The 14,820-nt window shown below is 73.0% G+C and carries 14 protein-coding genes and 2 riboswitches; of the genes, 8 read left to right on the forward strand and 6 right to left on the reverse strand.

The window, feature by feature from the left end; all coding sequences use genetic code 11:
* Positions 1–357: 357 nt before the first annotated feature.
* The gene (locus tag AB0G56_RS14250; RefSeq protein WP_360969094.1) at positions 358–990 is read left to right on the forward strand and encodes a response regulator transcription factor; all 633 of its coding nucleotides are present in this window, start codon (positions 358–360) and stop codon (positions 988–990) included.
* A 38-nt stretch (positions 991–1,028) separates the two neighbouring features.
* Here AB0G56_RS14250 and AB0G56_RS14255 read toward each other — a convergent pair whose 3' ends face one another.
* Both AB0G56_RS14255 and AB0G56_RS14260 read right to left on the reverse strand, forming a co-directional pair.
* Positions 1,029–1,871, reverse strand: coding sequence for a class I SAM-dependent methyltransferase (locus AB0G56_RS14255; RefSeq protein WP_360968640.1), 843 nt, complete (start codon positions 1,869–1,871; stop codon positions 1,029–1,031).
* A gap of 340 nt (positions 1,872–2,211) precedes the next feature.
* Positions 2,212–3,669 (reverse strand): DHA2 family efflux MFS transporter permease subunit, encoded by a 1,458-nt coding sequence (locus AB0G56_RS14260; RefSeq protein ID WP_360968642.1) that lies wholly within the window; start codon positions 3,667–3,669, stop codon positions 2,212–2,214.
* A gap of 268 nt (positions 3,670–3,937) precedes the next feature.
* Here AB0G56_RS14260 and AB0G56_RS14265 point away from each other — a divergent pair, with 268 nt between their 5' ends.
* The 4 genes from AB0G56_RS14265 to AB0G56_RS14280 all read left to right on the forward strand — a co-directional run bounded on the left by AB0G56_RS14265 (position 3,938) and on the right by AB0G56_RS14280 (position 8,464).
* Complete coding sequence (locus tag AB0G56_RS14265; RefSeq protein WP_360968645.1) at positions 3,938–5,677, forward strand: MFS transporter; 1,740 nt, start codon at positions 3,938–3,940, stop codon at positions 5,675–5,677.
* Between the two features lie 123 nt (positions 5,678–5,800).
* Positions 5,801–6,508 carry a class I SAM-dependent methyltransferase gene (locus AB0G56_RS14270; RefSeq protein WP_360968648.1) on the forward strand — a complete coding sequence of 236 codons (708 nt, stop codon included), beginning with the start codon at positions 5,801–5,803 and terminating at the stop codon, positions 6,506–6,508.
* Positions 6,509–6,518: 10 nt separating this feature from the next.
* Positions 6,519–7,520 (forward strand): N-acetylmuramoyl-L-alanine amidase, encoded by a 1,002-nt coding sequence (locus AB0G56_RS14275; protein ID WP_360968651.1) that lies wholly within the window; start codon positions 6,519–6,521, stop codon positions 7,518–7,520.
* Between the two features lie 155 nt (positions 7,521–7,675).
* Positions 7,676–8,464: a hypothetical protein gene (locus AB0G56_RS14280; protein ID WP_360968653.1), complete on the forward strand. Its 789-nt coding sequence runs from the start codon at positions 7,676–7,678 to the stop codon at positions 8,462–8,464.
* Positions 8,465–8,558: 94 nt separating this feature from the next.
* Here AB0G56_RS14280 and AB0G56_RS14285 read toward each other — a convergent pair whose 3' ends face one another.
* Positions 8,559–9,140: a hypothetical protein gene (locus AB0G56_RS14285; RefSeq protein ID WP_360968656.1), complete on the reverse strand. Its 582-nt coding sequence runs from the start codon at positions 9,138–9,140 to the stop codon at positions 8,559–8,561.
* A gap of 151 nt (positions 9,141–9,291) precedes the next feature.
* On the opposite strand from AB0G56_RS14285, the gene AB0G56_RS14290 reads away from it, so the two are divergent.
* The gene (locus tag AB0G56_RS14290; protein ID WP_360968659.1) at positions 9,292–9,585 is read left to right on the forward strand and encodes a hypothetical protein; all 294 of its coding nucleotides are present in this window, start codon (positions 9,292–9,294) and stop codon (positions 9,583–9,585) included.
* Between the two features lie 133 nt (positions 9,586–9,718).
* Here the strand turns inward: AB0G56_RS14290 and AB0G56_RS14295 are convergent, their stop codons facing one another.
* Genes AB0G56_RS14295 through AB0G56_RS14305 form a run of 3 tightly spaced genes read right to left on the reverse strand, consistent with a single transcriptional unit; the run spans position 9,719 to position 12,947 of the window.
* The gene (locus tag AB0G56_RS14295; protein ID WP_360968662.1) at positions 9,719–10,789 is read right to left on the reverse strand and encodes a prenyltransferase/squalene oxidase repeat-containing protein; all 1,071 of its coding nucleotides are present in this window, start codon (positions 10,787–10,789) and stop codon (positions 9,719–9,721) included.
* Positions 10,786–11,520, reverse strand: coding sequence for a class I SAM-dependent methyltransferase (locus AB0G56_RS14300; protein WP_360968664.1), 735 nt, complete (start codon positions 11,518–11,520; stop codon positions 10,786–10,788). The genes AB0G56_RS14295 and AB0G56_RS14300 overlap by 4 nt, the downstream gene beginning before the upstream one ends.
* On the reverse strand, positions 11,514–12,947 hold the full coding sequence (locus AB0G56_RS14305; protein WP_360968667.1) for a glycosyltransferase family 4 protein: 1,434 nt from the start codon (positions 12,945–12,947) through the stop codon (positions 11,514–11,516). The genes AB0G56_RS14300 and AB0G56_RS14305 overlap by 7 nt, the downstream gene beginning before the upstream one ends.
* A 279-nt stretch (positions 12,948–13,226) precedes the next feature.
* On the opposite strand from AB0G56_RS14305, the gene AB0G56_RS14310 reads away from it, so the two are divergent.
* Positions 13,227–13,844 (forward strand): TetR family transcriptional regulator, encoded by a 618-nt coding sequence (locus tag AB0G56_RS14310; RefSeq protein ID WP_360968670.1) that lies wholly within the window; start codon positions 13,227–13,229, stop codon positions 13,842–13,844.
* 88 nt (positions 13,845–13,932) lie between these two features.
* Positions 13,933–14,109, forward strand: a riboswitch (TPP riboswitch).
* Positions 14,110–14,150: 41 nt separating this feature from the next.
* Entirely contained in the window at positions 14,151–14,612 is a 462-nt protein-coding gene (locus AB0G56_RS14315) for a nuclear transport factor 2 family protein (RefSeq protein ID WP_360968673.1), read from the forward strand.
* A gap of 122 nt (positions 14,613–14,734) precedes the next feature.
* Positions 14,735–14,806: riboswitch (cobalamin riboswitch) on the forward strand.
* Positions 14,807–14,820 lie beyond the last annotated feature (14 nt).

A 14,820-nucleotide genomic window follows, 5' to 3' on the forward strand; every position in this document is an offset into this window, starting at 1 on the left:
GTCGGTTGACCAACCGGCGCTTGCCAACGTCCGTTGGCCAACCGGCGTTTGCCTACCGACGTCAGCCGACCGACGCGTGTCTACCGACGTTTGCCAACCAACGTTTGCCAACCGACGTTTGCCAACCGACGTCAGCCGACCGACGCTTGCCTACCGACGTTTGCCAACCAACGTTTGCCAACTAACGTTGGCCCACGGACGGAGGCCAACAGACGTTGACCAACCGACGGCACCCAACCCACCTTTGCCAACTAACGTTGACCAACGGACGTTGACCAACCGACTTTGACCAACCGACGTTGACCAACGCACGGCGGCCAACGGACGTGGACTCAATACCCTTGGTCCGTGAACGAGATGCCCCGGGACCACCGGCCCGCCAAGTCCGTCCGCGTCCTGCTCGCGGAGGACCAGGGAATGATGCGGGGCGCGCTCGCCCTGTTGCTCGGTATGGAGGAGGACATGGAGGTCGTCGCCCAGGTGGCGGCGGGGGACGCCATCGTGGACGCCGTGCTGGCCCACCGTCCCGACGTGGCCCTGCTGGACATCGAACTGCCCGGCAGGAGCGGGCTCGACGCCGCCGCCGAGCTGCGCGAGCAGGCACCCGGCTGCCGGGTGCTCATCCTGACCACCTTCGGCAGGCCCGGTTATCTACGCCGGGCGATGGAGGCGGGCGCGGCGGGGTTCCTCGTCAAGGACGGGCCGGTGGAGGAGCTGGCCGCCGCGATCCGCCGGGTACTGGCGGGCGAGACGGTGGTCGACCCGGCGCTCGCCGCCGCTGCCCTCAGCGCCGGTCCGAGCCCGCTCACGGCCCGCGAGTGCGATGTGCTGAAGGCGTCCGTGGACGGAGCGACGGTCGCCGACATCGCCCTGAAACTGCACCTGTCGGAGTCCACCGTCCGCAACTACCTCTCCTCGGCCATCGGCAAGACCGGCACCCGCAACCGCATGGAGGCGATGCGCGAGGCCCGGCAGCAAGGGTGGCTGTAGGGGGACGAGGGCGGGACGGGGACGGGACGGGGACGGAGTCAGGTCCCGGCCTCGGCCCCGACCTCGGCACCCGCATCCCCACCCGCACCCGCACCCGCACCCACGCCCGCACCCGCACCCGCACCCGCACCCACGCCCGTACCCGCACCCGCCGGCTCCTTGCGGAACAGCGCCGTCCACAGGAAGTCCTCCCCGAAGCACGGCGATCCGTCCGCCTCGTCGCGCATCCGGCGCAGCTCCACCTCCCCCAGCCCGGAGAAGATCCGGCGCAGTGACGTGGGGGTGTAGGCGAGTCCGCCGTGCAGCCGGGAGGTGCGGTACAGCTCGGCGTCGGACAGTTCCGAGCCCATGGCGCCCGCGGCGAAGCAGGTGAGGGCGAACCGACCGCCGGGGGCCAGGACCCGCTCCAGCAGGGCGAGGTAGCTGATCCGGCGGTGCGGCGGCAGGTGGTGGAAGCAGCCGGAGTCGTAGACCAGGTCGTAGGGCCCGGTGAGCCGGTCCCCGGCCGCCCCGAAGGCGTCCCCGCACAGGAACCGCACGTCGGCACCGGCCTCCCGCGCCCGTTCACTCCCCCAGGCCACGGCGGCGGGCGAGAGGTCCACGGCGTCCACTTCGAAGCCCCGGGCGGCGAGGTGCACGGCGTTGCGGCCCGGCCCGCACCCCAGGTCCAGGGCGCGGCGCCCGCCGATCAGCCCCTGGTCCAGCCACTCCACCAGGTTCTCGTCCGGCCGGGCGGCGAAGAACGGCACCGGCCGGGCCCGGTCGGCGTAGAAGCCGTCCCACCAGTCGGCCGCGCCGTCCGTCCACCGGTCGGCGTCAGGTGCGAACAGCCTGTCCAGCAGCCGCAGTACGTCATCCACGGTACGGATGTCCCGGTCCATGCGGTTCCCCTCTCGCCAGGCCCTGCGCCGGGCCCGTTCCGGTGGCGCGCGCGACAGTAGCGGCGTACGCCGGGAAAGGCGAGGTCAGACGGGGTTCGTCGGGTGTTCGACGCGGTTCGCGGACGGCCTGTGCCGGGCGGCGTGGGGCCGGGGCGGACGCCGCGGGAGAACATGTCGCCGGCGCGGGGAAGTCGCGCCGGGGGGCGCGCCGAGGGCCTGCGCGGCACCGGCCAGAGCCGCGCCGGGCCCTCTTTCTCCCCGCAGTCGCTCATTCCTCAGCCGCTCAGCCCTCAGCCCTCAGCCCTCGGCCCTCAGCCCTCGGCCCTCGGCCCTCAGCCGCTCAGCCCGCCGCCCGCTTCTCGAGCCCCCGTCCAGCGCTGCGCGGCAGCCATGCCAGCATCAGCACGGCTCCGCCGAGCAGTACCGCCGTTCCGGTGCGGAAGACCAGGGCGTAGCCGTCCGTCAGGCCCACCGGTGTGGTGCGTCCCGCCGTGCGGGACGCGGCGAGGGTGGACATGACCGCGAGGCCGAGCGAACCGCCCATCGTGCGCGAGGTGTTGATGAGCCCGGAGACGAGCCCGGCGTCGCCGGGGGCGGCCCCGGAGGTGGCCAGCGCGGCCAGCGGCGTGCCGGCCAGGCCCGCGCCGAGCATCATCAGGATGCCGGGGAACATGATCGCCGTCAGGTAGGCACTGTCCGCGCGCATCGCCGACTGCCAGCCGAACCCGGCCGCCGCCACCAGCGTGCCCAGTACGGCGACGTGGCGCGCGCCCGCCGCCCGCATGAGGCGCGGCGCGATCTTGGAGCCGAGGACGACGGCGAGGGAGCTGGGGACGAGGGCGAGTCCGGCGTCCAGCGGGGAGTAGCCGAGGACGTTCTGCGCGTAGAGCGTCATGAAGAACCACATGCAGAACATCGCCGAGCCGGAGACGAGCATCGCCGCGTTCGCGGACGCCACCGAGCGCACGCGCAGCAGGGCGAGCGGCATCAGCGGGGCGGCGGTGCGTGCCTCCACCGCGAGGAAGGCGGCGACGAGGGCGAGTCCGCCGAGCAGCGGGGTCAGGGTGGCCGCGGCGGTCCAGCCCTGGGCCTCGGTCTGCGAGATGCCGTAGGCGAGGGTGGCCAGGCCCGCCGTGACCAGCAGCGCGCCCGGCAGGTCGAGCCGCCTGCGGTCACCCGCACGGCTCTCGGTCAGCCAGCGCGCCGAGCCCGCCAGGACGACGGCGCCGATCGGCACGTTGATCAGCAGCACCCATCGCCACGACAGTCCCTGCACGAGGATCCCGCCGACCAGGCCGCCGGCCGCGCCACCGCCCGCGCCGACCGCCGTCCAGGTGGCTATGGCACGGGCCCGGGCGGCGCCCTCGGGCACGGCGGCGGTGAGCAGGGTCAGGGTGGAGGGGGCGAGCACGGCCGCGCCGAGGCCCTGCACGGCCCGCGCGAGCAGCAGCTGCCAGCCTTCCTGGGCGAGGCCGCCGCCGAGCGAGGCGAGGGTGAACAGGCCGAGCCCGACCAGGAACATCCGCTTGCGCCCGTAGAGGTCGCCGGCCCGGCCGCCGAGCAGCATGAACCCGGCGAACGCGATGGCGTAGGCGTTCACCACCCATTGCAGGCCCGGGCCGCTGAGTCCGAGGTCGGTGCGCATCGAGGGCAGGGCGACGTTGACGACGGACACGTCGAGGACGACCAGGAACTGCCCCGCGCAGGCGAGGGCGACGACGAGCCAGGTGGGCGGTGCGGGGGATCGGCGGCGGGTGGCCTGGGTGCGGCCGGCGGCGGCTTCGAGCATGAGTGTCATGGTCTCAAGCCACGCGTGCCCCTTGCATCGGGATTTCGCGCCAGGCCGCCTGGTCCTGGAGACCTACGTCTTCCGCACCCCCTGCCCCCTCGTGCGCTGCCTCCCCGCCACCACACCTGACGTCCAGTCAGATTCTTTCGGAACGGTCAAGAATTCGTTAGTACGCCGAAGCATCGGAATAGGTGCCCGGGCGTACGAGGTTTACCCCGCACTTACTTCGCACGGATGATCGCCGATCCCTCTTCTCAAGGCCTGGAGGCCGCCCTCAATGACGCTCACGACGACCAGCCGGCCCACCCGGAGCGCGAGCGGGGCCGTCGTCCCGGTGCTCGCCTTCGCGGGCATCGTTGTCGCGGTGATGCAGACCCTGCTCGTCCCGGTCATCAAGGACCTGCCGCAGCTGCTGGGCACCTCTCCCAGCAACGCCACCTGGGTCCTGACCTCCACTCTTCTCTCGGGCGCCGTGGCCACGCCGATCATGGGCCGCCTCGGCGACCTCTACGGCAAGCGCCGGATGCTCATAGCCAGCCTCGCGGTCATGGTCGTGGGCGCGCTCGTCAGCGCGTTCACGAGTGCGCTGCTCACCATGATCGTCGGCCGCACCCTCCAGGGCTTCGCCATGGGCGCGATCCCGCTCGGCATCGGCCTGATGCGCGACATGCTGCCCCGCGAGAAGCTCGGCTCGGCGATGGCCCTGATGAGTTCCTCGATCGGCGTCGGCGGCGGACTCGCGCTGCCCGCCGCCGCCCTGGTCGCCCAGCACACCGACTGGCACGCCCTCTTCTACGGCGCCGCCGGGCTCGGCGTCCTGTCCATCGCCCTCACCCTCCTCACCGTCCCCGAGTCCCCCATGCGCGCCGAGGGCTCCTTCGACCTGCCGGGCGCGCTCGGCCTGTCCGCCGGACTGGTGCTGTTCCTGCTGCCGATCACCAAGGGCAGCGACTGGGGCTGGTCGTCCGGCACCACGCTCGGCCTGTTCGCCGCCGCGCTCGTCGTCCTGCTGCTGTGGGGCCTGATGGAGCTGCGCAGCAAGGCCCCGCTGGTCGACCTGCGCACCACGGCCCGCCGCGAGGTGCTGCTGACCAACCTCGCCTCGATCATGGTCGGCGTCGCCTTCTACGTCGTCTCCCTCGTCCTGCCCCAGCTGCTCCAGCTGCCCGCCGCCACCGGCTACGGCCTCGGTCAGTCGATGGTCGTCGCCGGCCTGTGCGTGGCCCCGCTGGGCCTGACGATGATGTTCACCGCGCCGGTCTACGCCCGCCTGTCCGCCCGCTACGGCCCCAAGGTCACCCTGATCACCGGCCTGCTGATCATCGCGATCGGCTACGGCGGCGGCCTCGGCCTGATGAGCGCGGCCTGGCAGACGGTCCTCACCTCGGTCCTGCTGGGCGCGGGCATCGGCCTCGCCTACTCCTCGCTGCCCGCGCTGATCGTCGGCGCGGTCCCGGCTTCCGAGACCGGTGCGGCCAACGGCCTCAACACGCTGATGCGGTCCATCGGCACGTCGGTGTCCAGCGCCGTGATCGGCATGGTGCTGGCCAACACCGCCGACCACGTGAACGGCGTCGCCGTCCCGACGATGCACGGCTTCCGGGTCTCCTTCCTGATCGCCACCGCCGCCGTCGCCCTCGGTCTGGTGCTCGCCGTCTTCCTGCCCCGGCCGAACCGTTCGACCGCCCCGCAACTGCGCGCCAGCAGCGAGGAGGACGCCGGCCTGGCGCACGCCGAGGAGGTGCTGCGGGGCTTCCGCGGCCGGGTCCTGGACGCCACCGGCGCCCCGGTCGCCCGCGCCAAGGTCACGCTGATCGACCGGCACGGCCGCCAGGCCGGCGCCACGCTCTCGACGGCGGACGGCAGGTACACCCTCGCGGTCCCGGCCCAGGGCCCCTACGTCCTGGCCGCCCGCGCCTCGGGTCACGGCCCTCACGCCTCCGCGGCGACCCACGCGGGCGACGACCGCCCGGTCGACATCGACCTGTCCCTGCCGACCGAGACGGTCACCGCCTGACGCCCGGCGCCTCTTTCCCCCTCCCCCCTTCCCCCCTTCCCCCGCACCCGCTGTCGCCCGCCCGGCAGCGGGTGCGGCAGCATGGGCGCCCGGAACGCCCGTACCACCGGAAGGACCCGCCGCATGACCGCGGTACCGAAGCCCGACATCCTGGCCGCGTTCGAGGCCGCGAAGGGGTTCATGCCCACGGACGAGGGGCTCGCGCTGTACGCGGCGGCGGTGGAGGCCGGGCGGCTGGGGCTGCCCCTGCTGGAGGTCGGCACGTACTGCGGGCGCTCCACGGTCCTGCTCGCCGACGCCGCGCGGCAGGCCCAGGTCACCGCGCTCACCGTCGACCACCACCGCGGCAGCGAGGAGCAGCAGCCCGGCTGGGAGTACCACGACCCGGAGACGGTCGACCCGGAGATCGGCCTGATGGACACGCTGCCCGCCTTCCGGCGCACGCTGCACCGGGCCGGCCTGGAGGAGCACGTGGTGGCGCTCGTCGGACGGTCGCCGCAGGTCGCCGCCGTGTGGAACACCCCGCTCGGGCTCGTCTTCGTCGACGGCGGCCATACCGACGAGCACGCCGGCGCCGACTACGCGGGCTGGGCCCCGCACGTCGCCGTGGGCGGGCTGCTGGTCATCCACGACGTGTTCCCCGACCCGGTGGACGAGTTCACCGGGCAGGCGCCTTATCGCGTGTACCTGCGGGCCCTGGAGTCCGGAGAGTTCGCCGAGGTGTCGGTGGCGGGCTCGCTGCGCGTCCTGCGGCGAACCGGCGCGGCCGGCCCGGTCGGCCCGGTCGGCCCGGTCGGCCCGGTCGGCCCGGTCGGCCCGGTCCGAGGCTAGAGTCGCAGTCGTGTCGTACGCAGGCCCCGGCTTCGAACCCCCACGTCCCGATCGCCCCGACCGCCCCGACCGTCCCTGGCGCGCGCGGCGCGGGCCGGCCGTCGCCGTCGCCGCTCTGGTGTGCGGCGGGCTGCTGGGCTGGCTCGGGTACGAGGCGGTGGGCGCCTCGGGAGACGCGGACGGCGGCTCGGGCCGAGCGGCCGGAGCCGCCCCGTCCCCTTCGTCGTCCTCGCCCTCGCCCTCGCCCTCGGGGAAGGTGTCGGCGCACTCTTCTTCCCCGTCGTCGGCCGCTCCCTCCGGTGACGACGGGAAGCCCGCCGGCGGTGCCCCGGGCACCCTCCGGGGCAAGGTCGTCGTCATCGACCCGGGCCACAACCCCGGCAACTTCCGGCACACCTCCGAGATCGACCGCAAGGTGAACATCGGCACCAACTGGAAGGAGTGCGACACCACCGGCACCTCCACCAATTCCGGTTACGCCGAGGCCCGGTTCACCCTGGACGTGGCCCACCGGCTGCGCACCCTGCTGGAACGGCAGGGCGCCACGGTGAAGCTGACCCACGACGACGGCTCCCCCGGCTGGGGCCCGTGCGTGGACGAACGCGCCCGGATCGGCGACACCGCGCACGCCGACGCGGCGATCTCCATCCACGCCGACGGGTCGGCGGCCGGCAACCGCGGCTTCCACGTGATCCTCCCGGCGGCCGTCCACGACGGCGCGGCCGACACCCGCCCGATCGCCGCCGCCTCCCGCGACCTGGGCGAACGGGTGGCGGGCACCTTCCTGCGGGCCACCGGGGAGCCGCCCTCCAACTACCTGGGCGGCGGCACCGGGCTCGTCACGCGGAAGGACCTGGGCGGTCTCAATCTGTCAACGGTTCCGAAGGTGTTCATCGAGTGCGGCAACATGCGCGACAGGACGGACGCGTCGCTGCTGACCAGCGGAGCCTGGCGGCAGAAGGCGGCGGAGGGAATGTCTGAGGGAATCGTGAGTTTCCTGCGCCAGTCGTGACCGGCGCCCCCATCCCGGCGGACAGGTCCGCCGTACGGGCGATAGTGTCACCCGTACGATGAGGGGCCACCCCCGCGCTTCACGCCAGGACCCGGCAACAGCGACCTGGCGACAGCGACGCCTCTACGACGACGAGACGACCTGAAGGACCTGAAGTGAACATCCGCTCCCTCACTCGGGGCGACGGCGTGGTGATCGGAGCAGCGGTGTTGCTGTTCATCGCGTCGTTCCTCCGCCTCTACGACACCTACCTCAACCAGAACGCCTGGGACGGTCTCGGTACGGGCCTCGGCGTCTACATGGGCGGGGTGATCGGTGCGGCTCTGGTCGTCGTGCAGCGCTGCCTGCCCCAGCCGCGCAAGGTGGCCGGTCTCGAACTGGGCACAGTGGGCTCGGCGTTCACGGTGCTCGTGGCGTGGATCCTGTTCTGGACCCTGGTGGACTCCACCGCCGCGGGTTCGGGCCTGGTCCTCGGCTTCATCGCCGCCCTCGTCCTCGCGGGCGCGGCGATCGCCACTCCGCTGGTCCCCGCCCTCCAGGCCGCGCTCGTCCCGGCGCCGAAGCCGGTCGCCCCGCACCCCTACGGCGCGCAGCCGCAGGACGGTTACGGCTACCCGGGGGCCCCGGGCGCCCCGCAGCCGTCGTACGGCGGTCAGCCGCAGCCCGGCGCGTCCTTCGGCGGTCAGCCGCAGCCGGGCCAGCCGACTCCGGCCGCGGCCCCGGCCGGCGGTGCGCAGCCGGCGCCCGCCTTCTCGCCGTTCTGGTTCGCCGTGCCGGCGCCGCGTCCGCTGTTCGCGGAGGACAGCGCGCCGACGCCGATGGCCGAACTGAACCCGGGTGTCTGGTACTTGGCGGTCGAGCAGCGCGGCCAGGGCCTGCTGACCGAGATGCAGGACGGCCGCCGGGGTGTCCTGCGGGACACCTCGAACATCCAGCGCGGCTGACGGTCGACGGCCTCTTCGCCGCTACGGCTCCACGGCCCCCCGTCCCCGCGGACCTCGCGGGAACGGGGGGCCGTCGCCGTGTTCGAACGGGCCGTCAGGAGCTGGAATTGGCGCCGCTCCTCAGTTGGGAGGGGGTGGGCACCTTGTCCTTGACCGGGGCACCCGCGCTCTTGCCGGCGTCCTTCACCTTGCCGATGGTGTCGTTGAAGCTGTTCGCCGCCGAGCCGTCGCCCTTGCGCAGCTTGGACGGCAGGTCCTTCAGGTTGGCGATGGCCGCGCTGAGCGGTGCGAGCGCCTTCGACAGCGTCGGGTCGCCCTTGGCGTTGCGTTCGGCCGCCTTGAGCCGGTTGTACGTGAACGCGCCGGCCAGGGCGGCCTTGGCGAGGGACGTCTTGCGATGCTTCGCGCCCTTCTTGAACTTGCCTTCCTTGTACGGTTTGACGATCCACTTGTAGGTCGCGCCGGCCGCGAGGCCCGCGTTCGCCACGAAGCGGGTCTTGGCGAACTTCTGCCGCTCGGCAGAGGTGCTCGGGCTGGGCGTGGCCGCGGCGACCGCGACCGTGGGACTGGTCTGCCTCCCGTCGCCCTGGCCCGTGGCCCACGCGGTGGTGGAGCCGGCGAGCAGGGCGCAGCACAGGGTGAGCGCCACAGCGAGGCGCCGTATCGGTACGGGCACGGTGTCCTCCGAAAGGTGTTGCTCCGGGTACTCCAGAGGTCCGTGTGAACCACGTCATACCGACCGAAACAGGACACCTTCCGTGAGGTGCGACTGACTTTCCGTAGGCGCCCGGGGTTTCAACCGGGCACACGCGGCCAGACGCAAGGGCATGTCCCCTCGATATCGCACGGGTTCCGGCTCCGCCGGTACGGTCATCGCGGTGGTCGCCGACATCATGGCCGTCATCCTCGGACTGTGGATCCTGATGTACCTGTTGGACGCGAACCGGGCCAACGACCTGGTGCGGTTCGTCCATCACGCGGCCGACTGGCTCGCCGGCTGGTCCCGTGACCTGTTCACCTTCGACGCGGCCTGGGCACGGGTGGTCGCGGGCTACGGCCTGGCCGCCGTCGTGTACCTCTTCGTCGGCCACGCCATCGCCAACCGCATCCACCGGGGCTGACGACCGGACGGACGAAGGGCCGCCGGTCCTCGGTCGCGGCGGTCCGGCTCCGGCGTCAGTCGCTGCGGTCCGGCTCCGGCGTCAGCCGCAGCAGTCCGGCTCCGGCGTCAGCCGCAGCAGTCCGGCTCCGGCGTCAGCCGCAGCAGTCCGGCTCCAGCCCCCTGGGCAGGCCCTCCTGCGCGAAGACCGTGCAGGTGGCCTCGTGGCCGCCGAGCGCGGCGACCGCGAGGAGCAGGGACCCGGCGGTCCACGTGGTCAGCTCGCGCGGCCATATGGCGTCGTCCTCGAAGACGTAGCCCGTCCAGTACAGGCCGCTCTCCGCGTCGCGCAGGTGCTGGATGGACTTCAGGACGTCGAGCGCGCGGTCGGACTCGCCCACCGCCCACAGGGTGAGGGCGAGTTCGGCCGACTCGCCGCCGGTCACCCACGGGTTGGGCACCACGCAGCGCACCCCGAGGCCGGGCACGACGAAGCGGTCCCAGTCCGCCTCGATGCGCGCCTTGGCCTCCACGCCGGTCACGGCGCCGCCCAGCACCGGGTAGTACCAGTCCATCGAGTAGCGGTCCTTGTCCAGGAACCGCTCCGGGTGCCTGCGGATCGCGTGCCGCAGCGCGCCGGCCGCCAGCTCCCAGTCGGGCTGCGGCTCCTCGCGCTGCTCGGCGATGGCGAGGGCGCAGCACAGCGCGTGGTGGACGGAGGAGGAGCCGGTCAGCAGCGCGTCCGTGGCCCCCGTCCCGTCGTCCTCGCGCTTCCAGCCGATCTGTCCGCCGGGCTGCTGCAGGCGCAGCACGAACTCGACGGCGGCGTAGACGACGGGCCACATGCGGTCGAGGAAGGTGTCGTCGCCGGTGGACAGGTAGTGGTGCCAGACGCCGACGGCCACGTAGGCGACGAAGTTGGTCTCCCGGCCGCGGTCGGTGACGTGGTCGTGGGCGCCGTCGGCGTAGGCGGCGTGCCAGGAGCCGTCGCCCAACTGGTGCCGGGCCAGCCACTCGTAGGCGCGTGCGGCGGCCTCGTGCTCGCCCGCCGCGTCCAGCGCCATCGCCGCCTCGGTGTGGTCCCACGGGTCGAGGTGGTGGCCGCGGAACCACGGGATGGCGCCGTCCTCACGCTGGGCGGCGAGGATGCCGTCCACGGTCGCGGCGGCCTGCTCGGCGGTGAGGACCCCGGGCAGGACGAGGTGTTCTGTCCGGGGCGTGGTCACTTGGCGTCCGCCCGGGGCAGGTGCGGCTTGGTCGCGTACGCCACGAAGCTCTTGCCGATCAGCGGGTTCAGCGCCTGCTCGGCGACCCGGGTGGCCAGCGGTTTCTTCATGATGTCCCAGACCAGCAGCTTGTGGTACGCCTTGACCGGGAGCGCCTGGTCGTTGTCGACGCCGAAGGCGCACTTCAGCCACCAGTACGGCGAGTGCAGCGCGTGCGCGTGGTGCGTGCCGTACGGCTTCAGGCCCGCCTCGCGGATCCTGGCGAGCAGTTCGTCCGCCTTGTAGATGCGGATGTGGCCGCCCTCGACCTCGTGGTAGGCGTCGGACAGGGACCAGCAGACCTTCTCGGGCCCGTAGCGCGGCACGGTGATCGCGATCCGGCCGCCCGGCCTGAGGACGCGGACCATCTCGGCGAGGACGCCCTTGTCGTCGGGGATGTGCTCCATCACCTCGGAGATGATGACCACGTCGAAGGACTCGTCGGGGAAGGGCAGCGCGAGGGCGTCGCCCTCCATGGCGGTGGCGGTGGCGCCGGCGGGGGCCTCCCCGGCCTCCTTCATCGCCGCGAACCACTTGGCGACCTCGCGGATCTCCTCGCCGTTCTGGTCCAGGGCCACCACCTGCGCGCCGCGCCGGTAGCACTCGAACGCGTGCCGGCCCCCGCCGCAGCCGAGGTCCAGGACGCGGTCGCCCGGGGCGAGCGGGAACCGGGAGAAGTCGACGGTCAGCACGTGGCCCTGCTTTCGTATGCGTCTGCTGCTGGTGCGTCCGGTGCCGCCGCCGCTGGTGCGTCGTGGGCGGCGGCGGGCGCGGAGCGGTACGGGGACGGGGACCTGGGCGCGGGGCGGGCGGCGCCCTCGATGGCCTCGCGGTAGCGGGCCACCGTGCCCTCGGCGGCCCGGGCCCAGGTGAAGTGGCGCAGCACGCGCTCGCGTCCGGCCCGGCCGAGCCGGTCCCGCAGCGCGGGGTCCCCCAGCAGCCGGGTCAGGGCGGCGGCCAGCTCGCCCGCGTCGCCCGGCGGCACCGCCAGGCAGGTCTCCCCGTCCCGCCCGGCGACCTCGGGGATGGCGCCGCCGGTCGTGGCGACCAGCGGTGTTCCCGTGGCCATCGCCTCGGCGGCCGGCAGCGAGAAGCCCTCGTAGAGCGACGGCACGCAGGCGACCTCGGCCGAGCGGACCAGGTCGACCAGTTCGGCGTCCGAGATGCCCTTGACGAACTCGACGGCGTCCTTCAGGCCGTAGCGCTCGACGGCCTGGGCGACCGGCCCCTCGGCGGGCTGCTTGCCGACGACGACCAGGTGCGCGCTGGGGTGTTCCGCGCGGACCTTCGCCAGTGCCTCCACGAGGAAGACGAGGCCCTTGAGGGGTACGTCCGCGCTGGAGGTGGTCACGATCCGGCCCGGCACCTGCGGCACGGACGGGTCGGGCGAGAACAGGTCGGTGTCGGCGCCGATGTGGACGACGTGGATGCGGTCGGGGCGTACGCCGAGGTGGTCGACGATCTCCTGCCGGGACGTGCCGGAGACGGTGAGCAGGGACGGCAGGCGGCGCGCGACCCGCTTCTGCATCCGGGTGAAGGCGTACCAGCGCCGCACCGACCACTGCCGCTGGCGGGTCGTCGCGGCGTCCAGCTCCAGCTGCCGGTCCACGGTGATGGGGTGGTGGACGGTGGTGACCAGGGGGGCGCCGACGTCGCCGAGGAGGCCGTAGCCGAGGGTCTGGTTGTCGTGGACGACGTCGAACTCGCCGCGGCGGGCGCGCAGGTGGCGGCGGGCGCGCAGCGAGAAGGTCAGCGGCTCGGGGAAGCCGCCGGTCCACATGGTGGCGACCTCCAGCGCGTCGATCCAGTCGCGGTACTCGCCGCGCTTCGGAGTGCGGAAGGGATCGGGCTGGCGGTAGAGGTCGAGGCTGGGCAGTTCGGTCAGGCGCAGCGTGCCGGCGTGGTCGTCGTCCTCGTCGAGGACGGGGTACGGCTGGGCGCCGATGACCTCGACGCGGTGGCCGAGGCGGGCCAGTTCGCGCGAGAGGTGGCGTACGTAGACGCCCTGGCCGCCGCAGAACGGGTTCCCCTTGTAGGTGAGGAGCGCGATCCTGAGCGCTCGGCCGCCGTCCTGGGCGGGGTCCGCCGGGGACCCGGCCCAACTGGCCTCAGCGGTCACTTAGGGCCCCCTTCTGACTGCACCGTCCCGCGAGATTACGCCGGGACGCTAATCTAGAACAAGTTTCAGACTTGATCGTCTTGATCGTTCAGGAGGCTCCGAATCTACCGGCAGGTAGCCGCGCTGTGAGCCGGGGAGCGGGTGATTCGCGCCACGGCTCGGGCCATGGCCCCGGGCCGCGCGCTGCCCGGTCCGGCCGCGGCCGTGCGCTCCCCCGGCCGGAGTCCTGCCACGCCGTCCGATCCCCCGCCCTCGACCGACTGCCACGGAGCGCGACCCATGCCTGCGCAAGCCAGTACCTCCCGGTCGGACGCGCCGCCGCTCACCGAGCGGCAGGAGGCGCGCCGCCGCCGCATCCTGCGCGCGAGCGCGCAGCTGGCCTGCCGGGGCGGCTTCGACGCGGTGCAGATGCGAGAGGTGGCGGAGTCCTCGCAGGTGGCGCTCGGCACGCTGTACCGGTACTTCCCGTCCAAGGTGCACCTGCTGGTCGCCACGATGCGGGACCAGCTGGAGCGGCTGCACGGCACGCTGCGCAAGCGGCCACCGGCCGGTGACAGCGCGGCCGAGCGGGTGGCGGAGACGCTGATGCGCGCGTTCTTCGCGCTCCAGCGCGAGCCCGAGCTGGCGGACGCGATGGTGCGCGCCCTGACCTTCGCGGACCGCAGTGCGAGCCCCGAGGTCGACCAGGTCTCCCGGCAGACCACGACGATCATCCTGGACGCGATGGGCCGGGACGACCCGGGTCCGGAGCAGCTCGCCGTGGTCCGGGTCGTCGAGCACACCTGGCTCTCGGCCCTGATCACCTGGCTCTCGGGCCGCGCGTCCATCGCGCAGGTCCAGGTCGACATCGAGACGGTGTGCCGGCTGATCGACCTGACCGAGGGCGAGCGCGAATAGCCGGTATGCCGATGTATGCCGATCAGTCGGATTTTCCCGGCTTCAGGTATTGCGTCAGGCTGTGCGCGTTCTATCCTGGAAGTGCCTACGAGGCGAGTGAGGGAGTCCGACCGGAGTAGCCGACTTCCGCGAGACGCTACGGCATCCGCTGGGGCCGACGTCGACGGTAGGGCTGAGAGGCCGGAAGGTTCGCAGCAGAACCGGAAGGCGACCCCCATCACCTGATCCGGACCATACCGGCGAAGGGAACCCGTCTCGTAGGTTTTTCGCGCGCCCGCGCCCATGCGCGGCTGCTATGCAGGGCCCATGGACATGGCCCCTCTTGAGCGCCTCCGCGCCGAACGCGCCTGCGAACGACTGATCGTCGACTTCGTCCACCGCCTGGACCTGGGCGATCCGGCCTCCGTGGCCGAGCTGTTCGTCCCGGACGGGGTGTGGCAGTGGCCGCCGCCCGGGGACGGCAGGCGGGTGGAGGGGCGTGACGCCCTGCGGACGTACTTCGGCTCCCGCCCGGCGGGCCGGCTCTCGCGCCGCGTGATGTCCAACGTCCTCGTCACGGTGGCCTCCGCGGACACGGCGACGGCCACCTCGTACTTCACCACCTACCGCGTCGACGGCCACAGCGCCGCCCGCGGCATGGTGCCGCCCGGCCCGCCCGTCCAGGTCGGTGACTACGCCGACGTCTTCCGCCGGACCGGCGACGGTGAGTGGCTGCTGGTCTCCCGGACCCTGCGCCTGCCGTTCGGCGGACCCACCCCGGGTCTGTAGCCACAGCGCCCGGGCCCGTAGCCCCAGCGCCCGCCGGCCCGTGGCCGCAGGCCCCCACGGCCACCCCGTGGCCGCCGCCGGCCGGGCCGGTAGAGTGGCCCGGTCGTTTCACGCCTGTCCGGGGGGAAGCCGGTGCGAATCCGGCGCTGACCCGCAACCGTAGACCGCCCACGTGGCGGCGAGCCGGAATGCCCCGGGCGCGCGCGTG

The sequence above is a fragment of the Streptomyces sp. NPDC021356 genome (genome assembly GCF_040641015.1).
Taxonomy (GTDB): domain Bacteria; phylum Actinomycetota; class Actinomycetes; order Streptomycetales; family Streptomycetaceae; genus Streptomyces.